We start from the raw sequence: 21,362 nt of genomic DNA on the forward strand, positions 1-21,362 counted from the left end.
CGGCCATGTCGTGGTCGTCGCCGCTTGCGCGCAGACCGGGATCTTAGCGGGCCGGCGTTTCGGCGATCGACCAGGCGACCCTGACGCTGGCGTCGAGGGTGATCTCGCCGGGACGGTATTCAGGGGCCGCCTTGCTCTCCATGGCATCGCTGCGCATCGACATCATCTGCGGCGAATAGCTCGGCGCCCCGGTTTCCTCGACCTGAATGACCTGGCCGAGCTGGATATCCAGCGTCTTGGCCATCAACTGGGCCTTGTGTCGGGCCTTTTCCAGTGCCTGGCTCAATGCCTCGTCGGTGGCCGCGTCGCGGTCCTTGAGGTCGTAGGTGACACCGTCGAGGGCGTCGACGCCGGCCTGGGTCAGTGCATCGAGAATCGCCGGCAGCCGCGACAGGTCGTCGATACGCAGGCTGAGCGGGCGTTCGATTTGGGTGCGCACCAGGGTTTCGCCGGGGTTGCCGTTGTCTCCCGGCTGCTGAATGTAGTCCGGGCGCACGATTAACGAGCCGGCGCTGATCGCCGCGCTGTCGATGCCCTGGCCTTCAAGTCGACGAATCAGTTCGCCGGTTCGCGTTTCCAGCCTATCGCGCGCTTCGGCCAGGGCCTTGGGATCGGCCTGTTCGCTGCCGTCCTGGGCGACGCTCGGGGTACGCTCCCACAGTCGGGCATTGAGCGTCGCCATGTCCGGCGCCACGCTCAGTTCGGAGCGTGCCTGTACCTGCAGGCGGTGTTCGAGCGCTTCACCGGGTAGGCTCTGTGCCTGCGACGCGCCAGCGGCGCCGGCGAGTAGCCCCCCGAACAGCAGGGCGGCAAGCAGCGAGCGGGGCTGGAGTCGTGGAACGAGGGCATGACGTGACGGCATAGAGCCTCCTTGCAGTGATTCGAACATGGGTGAAAGCATGGATCGCCGGGAGCCGCGACGGTTCCCGCTGGGCATCAGTGTTGCACAGTTTTTCCCTGATCCTGTTTCCCCGTTCACGGCTTTTTTGGCCAGCGAAACAGAGAGAACAATAGAGAGAACCCCGGTGGCTAAAAGCTTGATACGCGCAGTGGCAGGAGCGGCCGCGCTGACGCTCGGTCTCGGCCTGGCCGTCGAGGCGCCGGCGGCCGTCACGGTCATCGACGATAATGGCGACCAGGTGACCCTGGATGCGCCGGCAAGGCGTATCGTGGCGTTGGCGCCGCATGCGGTCGAGATGCTCTACGCGGTGGGCGCGGGGGATGCGCTGGTCGGGGCGATCGACGGCAGCGATTACCCGGCGGCGGCGCGGCTATTGCCGCGGGTGGGCAGTTACCGTGGCATTCTCCTCGAGGCGGTGCTGGCTCGCGGGCCCGATCTGGTGGTGACCTGGGCGAGCGGCACGCCGCAAGCGCTGGTCGAGCGACTGCACGCGATAGGCATCCCGGTCTACGCCAGCGAGCCGCGCGCATTACCCGACATCGCCGAAAACCTGCGCGAACTGGGCCGGCTCGCCGGACACGGCGAACGCGGTGAGTATCAGTCGGCGGTCTATCTGGCGCGCCTGGCGGCTCTCGAACAGACATTCGACGAGCCGCCGCGGGTCTTCTATCAGTTGGGGGCCAGTCCGCTGACGACGCTGGCCGGTGGGCATATCGTCACTCAGGTGATTCGCGGGTGCGGCGGGGCGCCGCTATTCGCCGAGCAGCCGGTGCTGGTGCCGCAGGTCGGTCGCGAGGCGCTGATTAGCGCGCGGCCGACGGTCATCCTAAGTGCCGCGCACGACGACGCTTGGCAGGCGGCGTGGCAGCGCTGGCCACTGGTGCCGGCGGTGGCGAGCGGCCAGCTGTATACCCTCGAGCCTGACTGGATCAGCCGGCCGGGCCCGCGCCTGCTCGATGCCATGGATCAGGTGTGTAGCGCGCTACGCCGGTCAGCGCGGCAGGGTCAGAAATGACGGACGCCGCTCAGTAGTCGATGCCACGGCGCGCCTGGATACCGCTGTTGAAGGCGTGGCGGATCTCCTGCATCTCGGTCACCGTGTCGGCCATGCTCAGCAGATCGCGATGGGCGTTGCGTCCGGTGACGATTACCGTCTGTTCGGCGGGGCGATTATCGAGCGCCTGCTTGAGCGTCGCGAAATCCAGATAGCCGAACTTGAGCATGTAGGTGATCTCGTCGAGCACCACCAGATAGACGGCAGGGTCGGCGAGCATGCGCTCGGCTTCGCGCCAGACACTGCGGCAGGCGGCGATGTCGCTGTCGCGATTCTGGGTTTCCCAGGTGAAGCCGGTGGCCATCACCGCGACCTCGAGATTGGCGTCTCCGTCCAGACGTTCGCGCTCGCCGCATTCCCATAGTCCCTTGATGAACTGCACCACACCGACCCGGTAGCCGTAGCCCAGCGCACGGGTGACGGTGCCCCAGGCGGCGGTGGTCTTGCCCTTGCCGTTGCCGGTAAAGACCATGAGCAGGCCGCGTTGCTCGGTCGCTGCGGCGACGCGCTCATCGACATGGGCCTTGAGTTTTTGCATCGACTGGCGGTGGCGTGCGTCTCGATCTGACATGCGATTTGCCTTGTGTGTTCTATGAGAGTTTTGATCGATAAATCGTTGTATGTAAAACGATTGTTTTAAAATACCAAGGGCTGAGAATTTTCACCTATATAACACGTGTTTTGGCTGTGTAATATAAATAACAATAATGCCTTTTAGGTTCGTTAATTAGTTGCTTTTTAAGTTGACGCCTACAGCGTAAAAGGTAACTATTTCGGCGAGCGAATATAGAAAAATACCGACTCGTCACGGATGGCGAGCGCTGACCGTACAGCCAGCATGAACTGAGCGCCACCAAAGTTGCACATCTTATCTGCCCTCCCGGATTGGCGGTAGCCGGCGGGGTTCGATGGGCTGGAGCGGGTTTGCGAAAGTCCATGTTGCTCTTGATAAAGGAGAATTCGCTTGATACCCGATGCACTTCGCGACTCGCTGGAACGCTGCAAGACGCTGCCATCCCCCTCTTCGGTCGTGTTCAGGGTGATCGAACTGGCCCGCGATCCGGACGTCAGCCTGCAGAAAATCGTTGCTGTACTGCATAGCGACCCGGCGCTATCGGCAAGCCTGCTATCGTTGGCCAATAGCGTTTTTTACGCCAGTCACCGGCCCGTCGAGCATCTTCAAGAGGCGATCAATCGCATCGGCCTCGAGCGAACCCTCTCCATGGCGTTGAGCTGCAGCCTGGCCGCGGCGACGACAAGCGACGCCGACCCCAGCACGACATTCGACAACTACTGGCAACGTTCGCTAGTCAGTGCGCTTATCGCCCGGCAACTGGCGACCACGCTCGAGCAAGCCGTGGATAGCGGCGTGCTGTTCACCGCCGCGCTGCTACAGGATATCGGCATGCTCGCGCTATATGCCAGCGACCGGGACAACTATCGCGCCCTCTGTACGCGAGCCGCCAACCATGCTCAGTTGGTCGAACTCGAGCGCGACCATTATGGGGTCGATCATGCGGCGGTGGGTGCCTGGCTGGCGCAACGCTGGCGGTTGTCCGAGCGCACGGTCAGCTGGATCGGAGCCAGCCATGAACACCTCCAGGGCACGGCGGTGGACGAATGCCGTGCCGCCAGTTGCATCATCGCCTCGGGACGGCTCGCCGATGCCTGGTTGCAGGGTGAAACCGCGTTGAGCGCGGCACTGGGGGAGATCGAGGTGACCTTTGGCGTCGATACGCCGACCCTGGTCGAGGCGATGATGGCCCTGCAGGAAGACGTGCCGGCGATCGCTGCGGCGTATCGCATCGAGCCGCCCAAGCGTCTCGATGGCCAGCGTCTGCTATACGCCTCCAAGCAGCTGTTGGCGGAGCAGAATGCCCAATTGCAGCAGGATCTGATCCGTCAGCAACAGGAGATCGAGAGGCTCAAGGATCAGCAGCAATCGCTGAGCAAGCAGGTGCGTTGCGATCCGTTGACCCAGCTTGGCAACCGCCGTTACCTCGAGGAAACCCTGGAAAAGGCCTTTGTAGCTGCGTCCCAGGGGGTATCGGTGGTATTCATCGACCTCGATCGTTTCAAGATGCTCAATGACACCCATGGCCATGCCTTCGGCGACGCCATTCTGTGCAAGCTGGCCGCGCTTCTCGAGACGTCATGCACGCTTTCGAAGGCGCACGTGGGGCGTTATGGCGGTGAGGAGTTCGTCATCGTGTTGAGCGATCACGACGGCGAGCAGGCGTGGCGCTGCGTCGAGGGCATTCGTCGGGAGCTGGCGAATGCGCCCTGGAACAGCGCCTCGGCAAGCGGGTTGCCGGTCACCGCATCGTATGGCATCGCCACGCATGGCTACGGTGAGTGCTTCGCCACGCCCCAGGCATTGCTCAGTGCCGCCGATGGATGCATGTATAGCGCCAAGTATGCGGGGGGCGATCGGGTGAGCGTTCACCAGGGTGGACTCAGGGATAACCCAATAGCGTGCGGAGTCGCTGCTGGTGCTCGGCCACCCAGCGCTTGTTGATCGGCCCCCAGTCGCGAATCACGTAGCGGCCGATCCGGTGGCGTTCGCCGGGAGCCTGTTCGAAGACGCAATCTATATCCAGCTCGGCCAGGGCATTGAGCGTATCCTGGGCCGTGCGACGCGGCATCCCGGTCGCCTGGGTGATGGCGGGGATGCTGGCCGTGCCCTGATCGATCAGATAGGCGACATAGAGGCGACGGTAGAAGCTGGTGCGGGTCTTGCTGACGGACATGGCTACCGCTCGGTTTGAAAGGGGCCGACCATGTTACCCGAACAAGTCGCCCTGTCGTCGAGGCGGGCGAAAGTTCTCGCAATCCAATGTGCCGTCGGTTCGTGCCGCGAATCCCAGCCGACGGCTGGCATGGCGGAAACGCTGAGCCAGCATCTCGGCAAACACGCCCTCGCCACGCATGCGCTGACCGAAGCGCGAATCGTAGTCGGCGCCGTTTCGCGATTGACGGATCAGGCTCATGACCTTGCCGGCCCGTTCCGGGTAGTGCTGCCCGAGCCAATCCTCGAACAGCGGGGCCACTTCGCGGGGCAATCTCAGCAGGGTCCAGCCGGCCGTGCTCGCCCCGGCTTCGTGTGCGGCTTCCAGCAGGCGCTCGAGTTCATGGTCGTTGAGTCCGGGGATCATCGGTGACAGCAAGGCGCCCACGGGAATCCCGGCGGCACTCAATTCGCGCATGACCTTGAGCCTCGCTGCAGGTGAGGCGGTCCGCGGTTCCAGGCTGCGCTTGAGTTCGGCATCGAGGCTGGTGAGGCTGATGTAGACCCGTACCAGGCGCTTGGCGGCCATCTCGGCGAGCAGTTCGCGGTCGCGCAGGATCAGCGCACCCTTGGTGACCAGGATTACCGGATGGCGACACGCCAGCAGCAATTCGAGAATCTCCCGGGTGGTGCCGCGTTCGGCTTCCAGCGGTTGGTAACAGTCGGTATTTCCGGACAGGTTGATCGGCCGACATGCATAGCCGGGTTTGCAGAGCTCTTCGCGCAGCCGGTCGACGAGGCCGGTGCGTGCGATCAGTCGCGTCTCGAAATCGATGCCCGGCGACAGGTCCCAATAGGCATGACTGGGCCTTGCATAGCAATAGATGCAGCCATGTTCGCAGCCCCGGTAGGGGTTCAGCGAGCGATCGAAGGGCAGGTCGGGGGAGCGATTCCACGACAGTGCGCTCTTGCTCGCTTCGTCGCTGACCAGGGTGGCGATGCGTTCTGGCACTGCTTCCTGCCACCAGCCGTCGTCGACGGCTTCGCTGGCGCTGGGAGCGAAGCGGTTGGGGGGATCATACGTGGCGCCGCGCCCCTTGCGCAGGCGAGGCGGTTGCCGGATGGCCATGCGAAAATCCTCTATACTGTATGCATATACAGTATAGAGGATGTTGTGAAAGCAACAAGCAAGAGCCGTGGCGACTGCTTACAGCAGATGGCCGGGATTGTGCAGCTCGCGATCATCGGCCGGCGGCGGGGTCCACTGGTAGATCCAGGTTTCGGTGAGTGGCTTGTCGCCGGCCTTGAGGTAGACGCGCAGGTTGATCGGTTCGGTGCCGTCGCCCGGGGGCACGACATCGAACATCGCCCGGTAGCCCTGGATTTCGTTCAACGGCCGTGCCGAGGTGATCTCGACGCGTCCGGCGGAATTCTCGATGACCGGCACGACTTCGACATCCTGATCGGCGTCGAAGGGGAACGGACCGCCCTGGAAGTCGATCACGAAGCGCCAGCTGAAATACTCGCGGGCCTTGCCGACCTCACCGCCGATACCGGTACGGGTCGCCACGCAGCGGGCCAGTTCAGGCTGGGCGGGCGGCCGGTCGCACCAGTAGATACGGTAGCCGAACAGCATCTCGCTGCCGGGCTTGACCGGCTCGTCGGGATTCCAGAAGGCGACGATATTGTCGAAGGTTTCATCGAGCGTGGGGATCTCGATCAGCTGGACCGAGCCCTTGCCCCAGTCGGACTTGGGTTCGATCCAGACCGAGGGCCGGCGATCGTAAAAGACCCCGTCGTCCTGATAATGATCGAAATTGCGGTCTCGCTGGAGCAGGCCGAAGCCACGCGGATTCTCGTCTGCATAGGCGTTGAAGCGTAACTGCGGCGGGTTGACCAAGGGTCGCCACAGCCACTCGCCGTTGCCGGTGTGCATCGATAGGCCATCCGCGTCATGGATCTCCGTGCGCCAGTCCCAGTTGGCCTGCTGGTCGTTCTCGCCGACCATGTACATGCTGGTCAGCGGGGCGACACCGAGGCGTTCGATCGGCTTGCGGGGATAGAGCGCCGAGTCGATATCCATGACCACGCCCTCGTTGACGGTGATCGTGAAACGGTAGGCACCGGTGACGCTATCGGACTCAAGCAGCGCATAGACGTGGACGACATCGCTCTGGTCGGCGGGCTGCTCGAGCCAGAAACGCGTGAAATCGGGGAACTCCTCGGGCCTGCCGAGCCCGGTATCGATCGCCAGGCCGCGGGCCGACATGCCGTACTGCATGGAGTTGCTGACGGCGCGAAAATAACTGGCGCCGAGGAAGGCCATCATGTCGCGTTGCCAGTCGCTCTTGTGGAACAACCGGAAGCCGGCGAAGCCCAGATCCTCGGGCAGTTTCTCGCCATCGATACCCGACTTGCCGTAGTTGAACAACGATGGATCGTAGGCGATTTCCCGGGCTTGGCCATTGACGATCTCGTAGATCTTGACCGGCTTCTTGAAGTAAAGCCCCAGATGAAAGAGCTCCGCACGGTAGTGAGACTGCCCGTTATCGCCCCAGATATCGTGATCTTTGCTGAAATTGATCGCCTGATATTCGTCCCAGCTCATGTTCTGAAGCTCGGGCGGCAGGTTGGGCTTGGCGCCTTCGCTGGCCTGGTTCGAGATGTGCCGGGCCAGGCCCTTGAGCCAGGCAAAGCTGAACGATTCGCTGGGGCCGATGGTCTTGGCGGAGCCGTCGACGGCGGCGAGGACCGTGGAGATAGGCAGGAAGGCGCTGCCCAGGACGCTGGTGGCCTTCAAGAAATCACGTCGGTTCATCGTGCTCTTCCCTGGAACGAGTTGGGTCATGCACCGCATCTACGGTGCGCATATAACGGTCCGGAGCTAGGACCTTGAAATCGGACGATAGTGCCCAGAAGCGCCCTGCTAACGAACCCCTATTAACGACCAACGTATAATGCCGGTAATGCATGGCGCGGGCTACCCATGCCATGCATACCGACACCGCCGTGGCTTTACAGGCGCAGGGTGATGCCCCCCTCGATATAGCGATCCTGGGTATTGTAGCCATCGACCAATTGATAACGCTTGTCTAGCGCATTCTCGAGCTTGGCGGAAAGCTCGATCATCGGCGTTACCTGCCAGGCGGTGCGCAGATCGAGCCGGCCATAGCCGCCCACCTCGGCTCCGCCGTAGGAGGTGCGCTCGCTGAAGGCCAGCAGGGTCGACCCGACCCGCCAGGCGTCGGTGAGCTGGTAGTCGACATCCAGGCGGGCGAAACGCTCGGCGCGGCTGAGCAGGCGATCGCCACGGCCGATACCCGCGTACTCGTCGGACCAACGCCGCACCTCGGGGTCCTGGAAAGTGACGGCGAGCTGCGTGCTCAGCCGCTCGCCCTGCCAGCCGCCGGTCAGTTCGATACCGCGGATGCGCGCTTCGTCGACGTTGCGATAGCTGGCGTCGGGAAAGCTGCCGGTGTAGACGATCAGGTCGTCGATACGATTGTCGAAGGCGGTGACGCGCGCGTTCCAGGCGAGATCGTCATAGGCCCAGTAGGCCTCGAGGTTCTTGGAGGTCTCTGCGTCCAGATCGGGGTTGGGGCTGAACGTGCCATAGAGATCGCTCAGGTTGGGCGCCTTGAAGGCGCTGCCGTAGCTGGTCCCGAGCCGCTGGGTTGCGGTCAACTGATAGGCATAACCCAGGCTGCCGGTGGTCTCGTCGCCGAACAGCGAGTCGTCGTCGTAGCGCAGCGACGCCGACAACTCGTGAGCACCATATTGACGCTGTACCAGGCCATAGACGCCGAGGTTCTCGCGACTGTCGCGCTGATATTCGGCGCCGGCACGGTTGGCGAAATCGATGCTTTCATGGCGATAGTCGATGCCCAGCACGTCGACGCCGTTTGCCTGGCTGAAGCGATGCTGGAGCCCGAGCTCGTCGCGGTGGGTTTCGGTCAGGCTCTGTCGCTCGCCCGCATAGCGCTCCTCACGCTGTTCGTCGAAATGCCCGGCGCTGACGACCATGTCCCAGTCGCTGGCGAGTGCCACGTCGAGCTGGCCGGAAAAGGATTGAAGGTAGCCGGTGGAGACGCAGTCCGCCGACACCGGGGCCAGGAAATCGCCGCTGCGATAGCAGCCGTCATAATCGGCCTCGACATTCTCGCGCAGGGCAGTCAGTGACAGTCGAGCTTCGGCGTCGAGACGTTGCGAGAAACCCAGCTGCGCGCCTTCGCGCTCGAAGCCGTCACGCTCGCCGCTGGCGTCGCCGCGCGTGGCATTGAAGCCCTCGCCATTGCGATTAAACAGCGTGGCATCGAGCCGGGTGTCGGCGTCGCCGATGGCGAGGCGGGCATTCTGGCGGTAGGTGTCGTCGCTGCCGACGCGCGCACTCAGGCTGGCCTGAGTGCCGCTGGCCTGGGCGTCGCGGGTGAATATCTGGATGACGCCGCCGATGGCGTCCGCCCCATAGGCGGCGGCTCTCGGCCCACGCACGATCTCGATGCGCTCGATGGCCGCTGGCGGCAGAAATTCCAGGCTGGCGCCACCGCTGGTCGCCGAGTTGATGCGTACCCCGTCGACGAGAATCAGGGTGTGGTCGGATTCGCTGCCGCGCAGGAACAGGCTCGACTGGGCGCCCGGGGCGCCGTTCTGAGTCAGCTCGATCCCGGCCCGCCCCTGCAGCAGTTCGACCACCGAGCTGGCCTGAAGCCGTTCGATCTCCGCGCGTTCGATGACGGTGGTGCTGGCCATCACGTCGGCTTGCGATTGTGGCAGGCGATTGGCCGTCACCTGGACGGTGTTTAGACGCTGCTCGGCCTGCGCCGTGTTGATCAACGAGCTGGCGGTTGCCAATCCGACAGCCAGCCAGAGCGGGTGTTTCTTCGGGTGTTTCTTATAGTGCATGGAATGATCCTCAAGCGCGCAAAGCAAATACGCGATGAGGAGGACACAGGGTGACGACAGCCCGGTAAGGGCCGCGACGCGATCGCTCGCAAGAGGGAGATGGACCACGCACGCCGGTCGTCACTGGCGAAGCCCTCCGCATCAGCCAGTGAAGAGACGCAGGCCGGTCTCCGGACTGACGCGCGCGAGGCGATTGGCCAGACGGCTTGCGTCTGTTGCCTCGCATCGATAACGCCTTCCCACCCATACGGGCAGTGGCTTGATGGGCTGTGGGCCGAGCCGGCGTTGCCGGTCATTCCGCAGGATCCGTCATCGATGGAACGCGAACACCGTTGCGGGGGCAGCGCGGGGGTTTCACCCGCTTCCCGAGCACCTGTGTCTCGACGGTGGAGGATTCTGCGGGCGGGGTACGGGCAAGTCAACGCTGGCTGGCGTCCAGCACCCTTGGCGGGTGATGTCACTTCAAGCAAAAAGCCCGGTCGTCCCTGACCGGGCATCGCGCTGTGCATCCTTGCTGTCCCGTTGGGCTTATCCATGCTCAACGCAATAACAATGGCACAGTCAAGAAATATTGCTTTTAACGTGGGTTAATTATGAGCAAAAAAGCCGATAACTTGCTAAGCCAATCAGTGGCCGGCGCTGACGGCCCCGGCCTGGTCTGGGTCGAGCCGCAGCGGGTCGTCGCTGATCGCGCCCTCGACGCCCCAGTCACGCAGTCGGTGATAGACGTCGCGATCGTTGACGGTGTAGCACAGCAAGCGATAAGGACTGGCAGCGATATCCCGTGCGAGCGACGGCTTCAGGCGTCGCCAATCGACGTGCAGGCTGTAGGCGTCGAGCGCCTCGGCCTGCGCCACCCAGTTGCGCGGTGGTCGGTCGTAGAGCAGGCCCAGGCGCAGCCGTTGTGCATTCGGTTGCATGCGTCGCAGGGCTCGCAACGAGCGGATATCGAACGACGAGACGATCAGCCGCTCGGCGGGCAGGCGTTGCAGCGTCGGGGGCAGGGCGGCATCGACCAGCGCCTCGGCATCGCGCCCGCGTCCAACCTTGATCTCCAGGTTGAGCCCCAGGCCGAGGCGCTCGATCAGCGCCAGCATTTCGTCGAGTGTGGCCATACCCTCGCCGGCGAACGCCGGCGAGAACCAGCGGCCGGCGTCGAGCCGCCGGGCCGAAGCCAGGTCGATCCGGCTCAGGCGCCCGCCGACCCCGGCGCAGCGTCGCAAGCCGCTGTCGTGCCAGATCACCGGCGTGCCGTCGCCGAGCAACTGGACATCGAGCTCGACCCAGTGGCAACCGGCATCGTAGGCCGCCTGCACCGCGGCCAGGGTGTTCTCGGGCGCGTGCGCCGATAGTCCGCGATGAGCGATCAGCGCCGGTGGGGCGTCGTGATGCGCGCCGGGGCTCGCCTCGCCGCGCGAAGAGACAGGCATGTTGGGTAGACTAACGGTCATGGCAGGCGCCCTCCGATATAGCGTCCGTCGTTCGGCCGCTGCCTGTGCCTTCTGTGCCTCGAGCGGCCGGCGGCAGGGCAGCCATAGCGTATCACCTTCTCCTCTCGACGGGTGGCGGCGAGACACGGTTGCTGAAGGCGATCCCCGCCATTGTGGAACGGGTATCTTGCCGTCGCGTGACCGCGCCGCGCGCGAGTAAAAGCGGCGAAAGTCGTGACGACGATGTGCTAGTCTGCGACGCCGATATCAAGGGGTTGATGAGCGGAGAAACCATGAAAGTAGTCAATGTGAAGAACGCGGTGCAGCGCGAGGCCTGCCTGGCGCGGCTATGCGTTGAGGTCTTCGGCCACGAGGCGGGCATCGCGCCGCTGGCGAGCTTCGCCGGTACCCTGGGAATCCTGATGCACCAGGAAGCCGCCCAGGTGCTGGCGCTGACCGATCGCGACGGCCGGCCGGTGGCGCTGGCGCTGCTGGTGCTCGATGCCGGGGGCCGCAGCATGGAATTGGCGATGCTGCAAAGCCTGCCCAGCGACAGCGTCATCCAACCCGCCGAGGCACTGGTCAGCGAGCTGGCGCAAAAGGCGCCGTTGCGGGTCAACGCCGGCGACGCCGATCAGGAGGCGATGTTCACGCGCTGCGGGATCGAGCGCTGGTTCGACGAGCCGCGCGGTCTGCGCGTCGGTCTCGGTCCCAAGCACCCGGCCTCGGGGCTCGACGATCTGCCGCAGAGCCTGGGCTTCGATCAGGGCGCGATCGTTCAATCGTTCAAGCAGGATCGCGAGGTGTTCGAAGGCTACAAGCAGCGCTTCGTCACCGGACTCGAGAACTTTCCCGAAAGGCTGTAGAGGCCGCCAGTGAGGCGATTCTGGCCTTGCCCGCCGTGCACTTGTAAGGTGAGGCGATCCCATCGAGCGATAAAGGAAGCGTTGCGTCATGGCCAAGCGAATCCAGTTTTCCCGCACTGGCGGCCCCGAAGTCCTGGAATACGTCGATAGCGATCCCGGCGAGCCCCGGGCCGGCGAGGTACGGGTCAAGAATCATGCGGTGGGCCTCAACTTCATCGATATCTACTTTCGCACCGGACTCTATCCGGCACCGAGCCTGCCTTCCGGGCTGGGTACCGAGAGCGCGGGCGTCGTCGACGCCATCGGCGAGGGCGTCGCCCACCTCAAGCCCGGCGATCGCGTCGCCTACGCGCAGGGGCCGCTGGGCGCCTATGCCGAGCTGCATGTGCTGCCGGCCGACAAGGTCGTAGTGCTGCCCGACTCCATCGACTTCGAGACCGCGGCGGCAACGATGCTCAAGGGGCTGACGACCCAGTATCTGTTGCGCCAGACCCATCGCGTCGAGCAGGGCGAGACGATTCTGTTCCATGCCGCCGCCGGCGGGGTCGGATCGATCGCCTGTCAGTGGGCACGGGCGCTGGGCGTCAAGCTGATCGGCACCGTCAGCTCGGCGGAAAAGGCCGAGCTGGCGATCAAGAACGGCGCCTGGGCGACCATCGACTATACCCGCGAGAACGTCGTCGAGCGGGTGCGCGAGCTGACCGACGGGGCGATGGTGCCGGTGGTCTACGATTCGGTCGGCAAGGATACCTGGGAAACCTCGCTCGACTGCCTGCAGAAGCGTGGCCTGATGGTCAGTTTCGGCAACTCCTCGGGGGCGGTCGAGGGCATCAACATCGGCATCCTCAACCAGAAAGGCTCGCTGTTCGCCACACGGCCGAGCCTCAACGGCTACGCCGACACCCGCGAGCGCTTCGAGGCGATGTGCCGGGATCTGTTCGAGGTGCTGGCAAGCGGCCAGGTGAAGGTCGATATCGCGCAACGCTTCCCGCTGGAAAAGGCCGGCGAGGCCCAGCAGGCTCTGGCCTCGCGCCAGACCACCGGCTCGACCGTGCTGCTGCCGTGATGGCGATCGTGAGGCGTGGCTTGGCGTCACGACCACCCGCGGACATGCGCCGGCGGCCCGGCTGGGCCTTGCTGGGACTCTCCTTGTCCTGTCTATTGGCCGGTTGCGCCGGCCAGGCGCCGTCGCCAGGCGGGAGCGGCGAGAGCATCGGGCAGACCCAGCAGGGCGTGGCGGCCTACTATGCCAGCGCCTATCAGGGCCGGCGTACCGCCAGCGGCGAGCGCTTCGATGCAGCGGCGTTGACGGCGGCGCACCGTAGCCTGGCGTTCGGTACCCGCGTGCGGGTCACCAACCTCGCCAATCAGCGCCAGGTCACGGTGCGCGTCAACGACCGGGGGCCGTACACCGAAGGACGCATCATCGATCTGTCACGGCGGGCCGCCGAGCGCTTGGCAATGATCGACAGCGGCACCGCGCCGGTGCGTATCGAGGTGGTGCGCTAGCGGCAAGCCGCCATCCGGCCTCGCTGAGCGCTTCACAACCCAACGCCCCGGCCAATTGGCCGGGGCGTTGGGTTGAGCCGATTGTGCGAGCCGCGCGCTTAACCGGCCGCGTGCCAGACCACCTTGTCCTTCTCGGTGGCGAAGGCGTCGAAGGCGAAGTCGTCGACGGTCAGCATTTCCAGCACCTCCCGCTCATAGGCGCGCATGAAGGCGGCGTCTTCATCGTTGACCAGGCCTGCCTCCACGGCTGCTTCGAGGCGTTGTTCGGGATGCAGCGCCTCGGCGGGCAGATCGCCCTTGGCGTAGGCCTTGCCGATTGCCCGGTACAGAGGCTCGGCACGCGGGTAGTCGGCGAGCAGCGCGTTGTAGCGGGCCAGCGGGTTGTCCTGCTCCTCTTCCTGCTGGGTGCTCCAGGTGTTGGCGATCAGCTTGGCGCGCAGCGGAGTGGCGGTGGAGATCGCCTGGGCGATTTCCCGGGTCAGCGCATCGTCGGGCTTGCGCCACTTGCGGCCCAGCGGCAGCACGATCACCGCCAGTGCCTTCGCCAGCCCGCGGTTGGGCAGGTTGTCGAAGAGTTCGACGAAGGCCTGCTCGGCACGGTAGAGCAGCGTGCGACAGCTGTAGTGGAACAGCGCCGCCTCGTGCTCGACGTTGTCGTCCTCGTGCCACTGCTTGATCAGCATCGATGCCAGGTACAGGTTGGACAATACATCGCCGAGGCGTGCCGAGAGCATCTCGCGTTTCTTGAGGCTCGACCCCAGGCTGGCCATGGCGGCATCGGCGCACAGCCCGAAGCCGGCCGACAGGCGCACGATGTCGCGCGCATAGGGCGTGGCGACCTCGTCGAAAGGCACGCTCGGTCGCGACAGGCCCAGACCTTGCGTCAGGGCGCGGGCGGCGTTGCCGAAGATCAGCCCGGCGTGGCGGAAGAACGCGCGGTCGAAGGCTCGCTGATCGTCGTTGTCCTTGGCCGCGAGTTCCTCGAGCACGTAGGGATGGCAACGGATCGCCCCCTGGCCGAAGATCATCAGGTTGCGGGTCATGATGTTGGCGCCCTCGACGGTGATCGACACCGGCACCGCGCTCCAGCCCAGCCCCAGATAGTTGCGTGGCCCGAGAGTCACCGCCTTGCCGCCATGCACGTCCATGGCGTCGCCGAGGATGCTGCGCTGGAACTCGGTGAGCTGGCTCTTGAGGATTGCCGAGGGCACGGAGGGCTTGACGCCGTGATCGATCAGGTTGGCGGTCTGCATCACCGCCGCCTGGGCGATGTAGGCATGCGCGGTGAGTCGCGCCAGCGGTTCCTGCACGCCTTCCATCTCGGCGACCGGAACGTTGAACTGTCGGCGGATGCGGGTGAAGCCGCCCGACCAGCCGGCCGCATAGCGACCCACGCCGGCCGCGCCCGAGGGTAGGGTAATGCAGCGGCCCACCGACAGGCACTCGACCAGCATGCGCCAGCCGTGGCCGGCCATTTCGGGGCCGCCGATGATGTAGTCGAGCGGGATGAACACATCCTTGCCGATGATCGGTCCGTTCATGAACGGGCTGCCGATCGGATGGTGGCGGCGACCGATCTCCATCCCGGGGGTGTCGCGGGGGATCAGCGCGCAGGTGATCCCCAGGTCGCTCTCGTCGCCGAGCAGCTTGTCTGGGTCGAACATGCGAAATGCCAGCCCGACCACGGTGGCGATCGGCGCGAGGGTGATCCAGCGCTTCTCGAAAGTCAGCTTGAGACCCAGCACCTCTTCGCCATTGTGCGTGCCGTGGCACACCACCCCGACATCGGGCAGCGAGGTGGCGTCGGAGCCGGCACGTGGCCCGGTCAGGCCGAAGCAGGGGATATCGCGACCGTCGGCCAGCCGCGGTAGATAATGGTCCTTCTGTTCTTCGGTGCCGTACTTGAGCAGCAGCTCGCCCGGCCCCAACGAGTTGGGGACGCCGACCGAGATCATCAGCGTCTCGTTGACCACCAGCTTCTGCAGCACCGCCGACTGCGCCTTGGCCGAGAAGCCCAGCCCGCCGTACTGCTTGGGAATGATCATGCCGAAGAAGCCTTCCTGGCGCAGATAGTTCCACAGTGCCTCGGGCAGGTCGGCGCGCTCGCGGGCGATCTCCCAGCTGTTGCACATTCCGGCCGCCACCGAGCACTGGTGCTCGAGGAAATTGCGTTCCTCGTCGCTGAGGCCGTCGTTGCGATAGGCGAGCAGGCGCTGCCACTGCGGACGCCCCGAGAACAGCTCGCCATCCCAGGAAACGGTGCCGGCCTCGAGCGCCGAGCGTTCGGTGTCGGAGACCTTGGGTGCGGCTTTCTTGAAGGCCGCGAAGATGCGTGGCGTGAGCCAGGCCCGGCGCAATGCCGGTAACCCACAGGCGGCGATCGCCGCGCCGCTGAGCAGCAGGACGACGCCGGTTATCTCCGCGTCGGCCAGCAGGCCGGCCAGGCCGAGTATGCCGAGCACGGCGACGGCGGCCAGGGCACCGGCTTCGCGTTGCATGACGATGATCAGGCCGACGACGGCCAGAACGATAAGCAGGGTTTCGATCATGTAGGATCTCCGGGGCATGCAGCAATGAGCTGGCGGAACTGCATTCGAACAGATGTTTGAATTCGCTCAGACTAGAGTATTTGCCGTCGCCTGCCTAGTCCCGGCGGCTCCGGTACATGCTTGGAGGTACATAAAAAAGCCCCGCAGAGCGGGGCGCAAGGGGAAAGCGTCGTCGCCGTTCAGGCGTGGCGCTTGGGCGTGCCGCGGGCCGGTGTGTCGCCGGCGATGAAGTAGGGTACCTCGGCCTTGGCCAGCGGCTCCCGACCGCGGACCTTGTCGGCCATCTTCTCGGCGATCATGATCGTCGGCGCATTGAGGTTGCCGGTGGTGATCAGCGGCATGATCGAGGCGTCGATCACGCGCAGCCCTTCGAGGCCGTGAACGCGTCCGGCGCCGTCGACGACCGCCATGTCGTCATAGCCCATCTTGCAGGAACCGGCCGGATGATAGGCGGTCTCGGCGTGCTGGCGGACGAATTCGTCGAGTTCGGCGTCGCTCTGCACGTCGGGTCCGGGCGAGATCTCGCGGCCGCGGTACTCATCCATCGCCGGCTGGTCGATAATCTCGCGGGTGATGCGGATGGCGTCGCGGAACTCCTCCCAGTCCTTGTCATGACACATGTAGTTGAACAGGATGCTGGGCGCTGCCTGAGGGGCGCGCGAGGTCAGGCGAATCCGCCCGCGACTCATCGAGCGCATCGAGCCGACGTGGGCCTGGAAGCCATGGGCCTGGACCGCGCTCTTGCCGTTGTAGCTGATGGCGATCGGCAGGAAGTGGTATTGCAGGTTGGGCCACTCCTCGCCGTCGTTGGTGCGAATGAAGCCGGCCGCCTCGAACTGGTTGCTGGCGCCGATGCCGGTGCCGTTGAACAGCCATTCGGCGCCGATCTTGGGCTGGTTGTACCACTTGAGCGCCGGATACAGCGAAATCGGCTTTTTGCATTCGTACTGAATGTACATCTCCAGATGATCCTGAAGATTCTCGCCGACTCCGGGCAGTTCGTGGACCAGCGGGATGTCGAATTCCTTGAGATGGACGGGATTGCCGACCCCGGAGCGCAGCAGGATCTGCGGCGAGGCGATGGCGCCGCCGCACAACAGTACCTCGCGCCGCGCACGAACCTCGTGGGCCTCGCCCTTGCGGGAATAGCTTACGCCCACCGCACGCTTGCCCTCGAACAGGATGCGATCGGTCAGCGCATGGGTTTCGATGGCCAGGTTGTCGCGCTGCTTGGCGATGTCCAGATAGCCCCGCGCCGTGGAGGCCCGACGCCCATTGGGCGTGGTGGTGCGATCCATCGGGCCGAAGCCTTCCTGCTGGTAGCCGTTGACGTCCTCGGTCGCCGGATAGCCGGCCTCGATACCGGCCTGGATGAAGGCGCCGTAGAGCTCGTTGTTACCCTGCTTGGGAGTGGCCACCGAGACCGGGCCATCGCCGCCATGATAGTCGTTGGGGCCGATATCGCGGGTCTCGGCGCGCTTGAAATAGGGCAGGCACTCGAGATAGTTCCAGTCCTCGAGTCCGGGTGTCTTGGCCCAGCTGTCGTAGTCCAGCGCATTGCCGCGCAGATAGCACATGCCGTTGATCAACGACGAGCCGCCCAGCCCCTTGCCGCGTCCGCACTCCATGCGACGATCGTTCATGTAGGGCTCGGGATCGGTTTCGAAGGCCCAGTTGTAGCGCTTGCCCTGTAGCGGATAGGCGAGCGCCGCCGGCATCTGGGTGCGAAAATCGAAACGGTAATCCGGGCCGCCGGCCTCGAGTAGCAGCACCTGGACATCGCGATCCTCGGTGAGCCGGGTGGCCAGCACATTACCGGCCGAACCGGCGCCGATGATGATGTAGTCGTATTCGCGAGCCTGCGTCATGAACGGCCCTCCTTTGATGTTTCAGCGTGACGCGGTGAGCAGCCGGGGCCGGACCTCGCGGCCCGGCCCCACGCGGCGGGGCCTTAGAAGACGGCCGGGAAGGGGCCCATCTCGATCTGCACGGATTTGATCTGGGTGTACTGATCGAGCGAGGAAAGGCCATTCTCGCGACCGATGCCCGATTCCTTGTAACCACCGACCGGCATCTCGGCGGGGGAGTCGCCCCAGGTGTTGATCCAGCAGATGCCCGCCTCGAGCCGATGGATGACCCTATGGGCACGATTGAGGCGCTCGGTGAACAGGCCGGCCGCCAGCCCGTAAGGGGTGTCGTTGGCGCGACGTACCACCTCGTCCTCGTCGTCGAATGCCAGAATCGCCATTACCGGGCCGAAGATCTCCTCGCGGACGATCTGCATGTCGTCGCGGCAATCGGTGAACACCGTCGGGGCGGCCCAGGCGCCCTTGGCGTAGTCGTCGTGCACCCAGCGCTCGCCGCCGATGAGCAGGCGGGCGCCTTCCTGCTTGCCGATCTCGAGATAGCCGATCACCTTCTCGAGATGGTCGAAGCTGACCAGCGGGCCGAAGTTGCTGGTCGCGTCCAGCGGATCGCCGGCCTTGATGCGCTTGACCCGCTCGAGAATCTTGGCCTCGAAGGCGCTCTTGACCGAGCGATGGACGAACACCCGGGTGCCGTTGGTGCAGACCTGACCGCTGGAGTAGAAGTTGGCCATCATCGCGGCGTCGGCGGCGCGATCCAGATCGGCATCGTCGAAGACGATCAGCGGCGACTTGCCGCCGAGCTCCATGGTCACTTCCTTGAGCGTCGAGCCGGCGGCGGCGGCCATGACCTTCTTGCCGGTGCCGGCTTCGCCGGTGAAGGTGATCTTGTCGATATCGGCATGATTGGTCAGCATCTCGCCAACACGGCCGTCGCCGTGGACGATGTTGAAGACGCCATCCGGCAGGCCGGCTTCGGTGAGAATCTCGGCCAGCTTCATGGTGCTCAGCGGAGTGACCTCGCTGGGCTTGAAGACCACCGCATTGCCGGCGGCCAGCGCCGGAGCGCTCTTCCAGCAGGCGATCTGGATCGGGTAGTTCCAGGCGCCGATGGCGCCGATCACGCCCAGCGGCTCGCGACGGGTATAGACGAAGGAGTCCTGGCGCAGCGGGATCTGCCGGCCTTCTATGGCCGGAGCGAGGCCGGCGTAATATTCCAGTGAATCGGCACCGGTGACGATGTCGACGCTGGTGGTTTCGCTGATCGGCTTGCCGGTGTCCAGCGTTTCCAGATGCGCCAGTTCGTCGTTGCGCTCGCGCAGCAGGGCGACGGCGCGATGCAGGATGCGGCTGCGCTCGAGGCCGGTCATCGCCGCCCACACCTTCTGCCCTTCGCGGGCCGAGGCGACGGCGCTGTCGACGTCTGCCTGCGAGGCCTGCTGGATGCTCGCCAGCACCTCGCCATTGGCGGGATTGATGGTGTCGAAGGTCTCACCGGAAGTGGCGTCCACCCGGCGTCCGCCGATGTAGAGTTGCTGTGTCTGCAGTGATGCCATGAAATTCTCCCTAGGTGCGTTTGAACGGGCTCGAGCGAGTCGCCGGTCAGGCGAAGCACTCCCCTTGGGCCAACTGTTCGTCCAGATAGTCATAGGCCAGGCGACGTGCCCGGTCGACGTCGAGGCCCTCCGGAGCCAGCGCGCCGCGTAGCCACAGGCCGTCGATCATCGCAGCCAGCCCGCGGGCGGCGCGGCGTGCGTCCTGTTTGCTCAGGCAACGGCGAAACTGGCTGCACAAGTTGGAGTACAGGCGCCGGTCGTTGACCCGTTGCAAGCGTTGCAAGTCGTGCTGATGCATGCTCGATGCCCAGAATGCCAGCCAGGTTTTCATCACCGATTGGTTGACCTGGCTGCGATCGAAGTTGCCGTCGATGATGGCGCGGATGTGCGCTTCCGGCGTGTCCTCGTCGACGTTGGCGCGGCGTTCGGCCACGGCGCTGCCCAGATCGTTGAGGATCTGGCGCATGGTGGACTCGAGCAGGCCGTCCTTGCCACCGAAGTAGTGGCTGATGATACCGGCCGAGACCCCTGCATGCTTGGCGATGCGGGCAACGGTGGCATCGGCCAGGCCGACCTCGTCGATCGCACTCATGGTCGCCTTGATCAGTTGCTGGCGGCGGATCGGCTGCATTCCGACTTTGGGCACCGGGCACTTCTCCTCTGCTGGCTCGCCCCGGGCTGAGCGGTGATCGTTGAAAGGGTCATCCTCGGCTCTACGCCCTGGTAGAGTATAGTCTGCAATGTTTTTATTGAACGTTCAATCAATAAAAATATATTGTATAGTGGAATGCGAAGTCGAGTATCGCATAATTCAGCGTTATTGGACCGCCTGTTGCCGTCCTGGCTGCAGGCGCTACACGCAGGAGACAGTCAATGCACGACAAGACCTCAATCAAATTGATCGCCGGTGGCCTACTGGCCGTTGCCTCTCCCTTGACCCTGGCGGCCGTACCCGACAGCTGCCAGAGCGTCCATTTCGCCGAGGTGGGCTGGACCGACATCACCGCGACCACGGCATTGACCACCGAGGTGCTGGAAGGGCTGGGTTACGAGGCCAAGAGCGATACGGTCTCGGTGCCGATCGCCTATTCGGGCATGAAGAGCGGCGACTTCGATGTCTTTCTCGGCAACTGGATGCCGTCGATGGCATCGATCAGCGACCCCTACATCGACAAGGGCGAAGTCGATCGCGTGGCGGCCAACCTCGAGGGCGCCAAGTACACGCTGGCGGTGCCGCAGTACGTACACGACGCCGGGGTGACCTCGGTGGCCGATCTCGATGAACACGCCGACAAGTTCGGCAAGCGTCTCTACGGCATCGAGGCCGGCAACGACGGCAACATGATCATCCAGGACATGATCGACGACGACGCCTTCGGCCTCGGCGACTGGCAGCTCAAGGATTCCTCCGAGGCGGGGATGCTCGCCGAGCTCAAGGCCAAGACCACCAGCGACGAGTGGATGGTCTTCCTGGGCTGGGAGCCGCACCCGATGAATACCAACTTCGACATGGCCTACCTGAAAGGCGCCGACGATTATTTCGGTCCCGACCTGGGCGGCGCGACGGTCTACACCAATACTCGCGGCGGCTACGTGGAAGAGTGCCCCAACGTGGGCCAACTGCTCGAGAACCTGACCTTCACGCTGGATATGGAAAACCAGATCATGGGGGCGATCATGGACGACGGCAAGCAGCCTTCGGTGGCGGCGCGCAGCTGGCTCCAGGATAACCCGCAGGTGCTCGATGGCTGGCTCGAGGGCGTGACCACCGTCGATGGTGAAGAGGGCCTTCCGGCAGTCAAGCAGGCGCTGGACATCGGCGAGTAAGGCAAGCGGCCCGGGACTTGTCACGCCGGCGGCTCGCATGCATAATTCGCCCCCGCTGGCGAATATCGCGATCTGTCGCGATGGCGCCCGAGGCGGTTGGCTACGTAGCTCAGCTGGTTAGAGCACATCACTCATAATGATGGGGTCCCCTGTTCGAATCAGGGCGTAGCCACCA

The 21,362-nt window shown here is 64.5% G+C and carries 17 protein-coding genes, 1 tRNA gene and 1 riboswitch; of the genes, 7 read left to right on the forward strand and 11 right to left on the reverse strand.

Features of this window, described 5'->3' with window-relative positions; genetic code table 11:
- Positions 1–43 precede the first annotated feature (43 nt).
- Positions 44–862 (reverse strand): SIMPL domain-containing protein, encoded by an 819-nt coding sequence (locus R6258_RS08030; RefSeq protein ID WP_318449147.1) that lies wholly within the window; start codon positions 860–862, stop codon positions 44–46.
- A gap of 163 nt (positions 863–1,025) precedes the next feature.
- Here R6258_RS08030 and R6258_RS08035 point away from each other — a divergent pair, with 163 nt between their 5' ends.
- Positions 1,026–1,916: a cobalamin-binding protein gene (locus tag R6258_RS08035; protein ID WP_318449148.1), complete on the forward strand. Its 891-nt coding sequence runs from the start codon at positions 1,026–1,028 to the stop codon at positions 1,914–1,916.
- Positions 1,917–1,926: 10 nt separating this feature from the next.
- Here R6258_RS08035 and cobO read toward each other — a convergent pair whose 3' ends face one another.
- On the reverse strand, positions 1,927–2,526 hold the full coding sequence (gene cobO / locus R6258_RS08040; protein ID WP_318449149.1) for a cob(I)yrinic acid a,c-diamide adenosyltransferase: 600 nt from the start codon (positions 2,524–2,526) through the stop codon (positions 1,927–1,929).
- Positions 2,527–2,919: 393 nt separating this feature from the next.
- Here cobO and R6258_RS08045 point away from each other — a divergent pair, with 393 nt between their 5' ends.
- Positions 2,920–4,473, forward strand: a complete 1,554-nt coding sequence (locus R6258_RS08045; RefSeq protein ID WP_318449150.1) for an HDOD domain-containing protein — start codon at positions 2,920–2,922, stop codon at positions 4,471–4,473.
- Here R6258_RS08045 and R6258_RS08050 read toward each other — a convergent pair.
- The 5 genes from R6258_RS08050 to R6258_RS08070 all read right to left on the reverse strand — a co-directional run bounded on the left by R6258_RS08050 (position 4,412) and on the right by R6258_RS08070 (position 11,015).
- Complete coding sequence (locus R6258_RS08050) at positions 4,412–4,705, reverse strand: winged helix-turn-helix domain-containing protein (RefSeq protein WP_318449151.1); 294 nt, start codon at positions 4,703–4,705, stop codon at positions 4,412–4,414. The genes R6258_RS08045 and R6258_RS08050 overlap by 62 nt on opposite strands.
- Before the next feature lie 33 nt (positions 4,706–4,738).
- The gene (locus R6258_RS08055; RefSeq protein WP_318449152.1) at positions 4,739–5,812 is read right to left on the reverse strand and encodes a PA0069 family radical SAM protein; all 1,074 of its coding nucleotides are present in this window, start codon (positions 5,810–5,812) and stop codon (positions 4,739–4,741) included.
- A 78-nt stretch (positions 5,813–5,890) separates the two neighbouring features.
- Positions 5,891–7,501, reverse strand: a complete 1,611-nt coding sequence (locus R6258_RS08060) for a glucan biosynthesis protein D (RefSeq protein ID WP_318449153.1) — start codon at positions 7,499–7,501, stop codon at positions 5,891–5,893.
- Between the two features lie 197 nt (positions 7,502–7,698).
- Positions 7,699–9,585, reverse strand: a complete 1,887-nt coding sequence (locus R6258_RS08065; protein ID WP_318449154.1) for a TonB-dependent receptor domain-containing protein — start codon at positions 9,583–9,585, stop codon at positions 7,699–7,701.
- A gap of 143 nt (positions 9,586–9,728) precedes the next feature.
- A riboswitch (cobalamin riboswitch) is annotated at positions 9,729–9,977 on the reverse strand.
- Between the two features lie 234 nt (positions 9,978–10,211).
- A complete protein-coding gene (locus tag R6258_RS08070) occupies positions 10,212–11,015 on the reverse strand; it encodes a glycerophosphodiester phosphodiesterase family protein (protein WP_412176366.1) in 804 nt (267 codons plus the stop codon).
- 293 nt (positions 11,016–11,308) lie between these two features.
- Between R6258_RS08070 and R6258_RS08075 the strand changes: the two genes are divergently transcribed.
- The 3 genes from R6258_RS08075 (at position 11,309) to R6258_RS08085 (ending at position 13,390) form a co-directional block, all read left to right on the forward strand.
- Positions 11,309–11,881, forward strand: a complete 573-nt coding sequence (locus R6258_RS08075) for a hypothetical protein (RefSeq protein WP_318449156.1) — start codon at positions 11,309–11,311, stop codon at positions 11,879–11,881.
- A gap of 88 nt (positions 11,882–11,969) precedes the next feature.
- Complete coding sequence (locus R6258_RS08080) at positions 11,970–12,947, forward strand: NADPH:quinone reductase (protein ID WP_318449157.1); 978 nt, start codon at positions 11,970–11,972, stop codon at positions 12,945–12,947.
- Positions 12,948–12,991: 44 nt separating this feature from the next.
- Positions 12,992–13,390 carry a septal ring lytic transglycosylase RlpA family protein gene (locus R6258_RS08085; protein ID WP_318449158.1) on the forward strand — a complete coding sequence of 133 codons (399 nt, stop codon included), beginning with the start codon at positions 12,992–12,994 and terminating at the stop codon, positions 13,388–13,390.
- A 98-nt stretch (positions 13,391–13,488) separates the two neighbouring features.
- Here R6258_RS08085 and R6258_RS08090 read toward each other — a convergent pair whose 3' ends face one another.
- The 4 genes from R6258_RS08090 to betI all read right to left on the reverse strand — a co-directional run bounded on the left by R6258_RS08090 (position 13,489) and on the right by betI (position 20,006).
- Positions 13,489–15,939: an acyl-CoA dehydrogenase gene (locus R6258_RS08090; RefSeq protein ID WP_318449159.1), complete on the reverse strand. Its 2,451-nt coding sequence runs from the start codon at positions 15,937–15,939 to the stop codon at positions 13,489–13,491.
- 179 nt (positions 15,940–16,118) lie between these two features.
- A complete protein-coding gene (betA, locus tag R6258_RS08095) occupies positions 16,119–17,807 on the reverse strand; it encodes a choline dehydrogenase (protein WP_318449160.1) in 1,689 nt (562 codons plus the stop codon).
- Positions 17,808–17,890: 83 nt separating this feature from the next.
- Positions 17,891–19,360 (reverse strand): betaine-aldehyde dehydrogenase, encoded by a 1,470-nt coding sequence (gene betB / locus R6258_RS08100; protein ID WP_318449161.1) that lies wholly within the window; start codon positions 19,358–19,360, stop codon positions 17,891–17,893.
- Positions 19,361–19,406: 46 nt separating this feature from the next.
- Positions 19,407–20,006, reverse strand: a complete 600-nt coding sequence (betI, locus tag R6258_RS08105; protein ID WP_318449162.1) for a transcriptional regulator BetI — start codon at positions 20,004–20,006, stop codon at positions 19,407–19,409.
- Positions 20,007–20,233: 227 nt separating this feature from the next.
- On the opposite strand from betI, the gene R6258_RS08110 reads away from it, so the two are divergent.
- Positions 20,234–21,187, forward strand: coding sequence for a choline ABC transporter substrate-binding protein (locus R6258_RS08110; protein ID WP_318449163.1), 954 nt, complete (start codon positions 20,234–20,236; stop codon positions 21,185–21,187).
- 98 nt (positions 21,188–21,285) lie between these two features.
- A tRNA-Met gene (locus R6258_RS08115) sits at positions 21,286–21,362 on the forward strand.

The organism is Halomonas sp. HP20-15, from assembly GCF_033446685.1.
In the GTDB taxonomy this organism is placed as follows: Bacteria; Pseudomonadota; Gammaproteobacteria; order Pseudomonadales; family Halomonadaceae; genus Modicisalibacter.

What these genes read in the sequence shown, in the direction of transcription:
- betB (WP_318449161.1), bottom strand. Translation starts at nt 19,360, where the DNA reads ATGGCATCACTGCAGACACAGCAACTCTACATCGGCGGACGCCGGGTG.
- R6258_RS08050 (WP_318449151.1), bottom strand. Translation starts at nt 4,705, where the DNA reads ATGTCCGTCAGCAAGACCCGCACCAGCTTCTACCGTCGCCTCTATGTC.
- R6258_RS08085 (WP_318449158.1), top strand. Translation starts at nt 12,992, where the DNA reads ATGCGCCGGCGGCCCGGCTGGGCCTTGCTGGGACTCTCCTTGTCCTGT.
- betA (WP_318449160.1), bottom strand. Translation starts at nt 17,807, where the DNA reads ATGACGCAGGCTCGCGAATACGACTACATCATCATCGGCGCCGGTTCG.
- R6258_RS08065 (WP_318449154.1), bottom strand. Translation starts at nt 9,585, where the DNA reads ATGCACTATAAGAAACACCCGAAGAAACACCCGCTCTGGCTGGCTGTC.
- R6258_RS08080 (WP_318449157.1), top strand. Translation starts at nt 11,970, where the DNA reads ATGGCCAAGCGAATCCAGTTTTCCCGCACTGGCGGCCCCGAAGTCCTG.
- cobO (WP_318449149.1), bottom strand. Translation starts at nt 2,526, where the DNA reads ATGTCAGATCGAGACGCACGCCACCGCCAGTCGATGCAAAAACTCAAG.
- R6258_RS08030 (WP_318449147.1), bottom strand. Translation starts at nt 862, where the DNA reads ATGCCGTCACGTCATGCCCTCGTTCCACGACTCCAGCCCCGCTCGCTG.
- R6258_RS08055 (WP_318449152.1), bottom strand. Translation starts at nt 5,812, where the DNA reads ATGGCCATCCGGCAACCGCCTCGCCTGCGCAAGGGGCGCGGCGCCACG.
- R6258_RS08090 (WP_318449159.1), bottom strand. Translation starts at nt 15,939, where the DNA reads ATGATCGAAACCCTGCTTATCGTTCTGGCCGTCGTCGGCCTGATCATC.
- R6258_RS08060 (WP_318449153.1), bottom strand. Translation starts at nt 7,501, where the DNA reads ATGAACCGACGTGATTTCTTGAAGGCCACCAGCGTCCTGGGCAGCGCC.
- R6258_RS08075 (WP_318449156.1), top strand. Translation starts at nt 11,309, where the DNA reads ATGAAAGTAGTCAATGTGAAGAACGCGGTGCAGCGCGAGGCCTGCCTG.
- R6258_RS08070 (WP_412176366.1), bottom strand. Translation starts at nt 11,015, where the DNA reads ATGCCTGTCTCTTCGCGCGGCGAGGCGAGCCCCGGCGCGCATCACGAC.
- R6258_RS08110 (WP_318449163.1), top strand. Translation starts at nt 20,234, where the DNA reads ATGCACGACAAGACCTCAATCAAATTGATCGCCGGTGGCCTACTGGCC.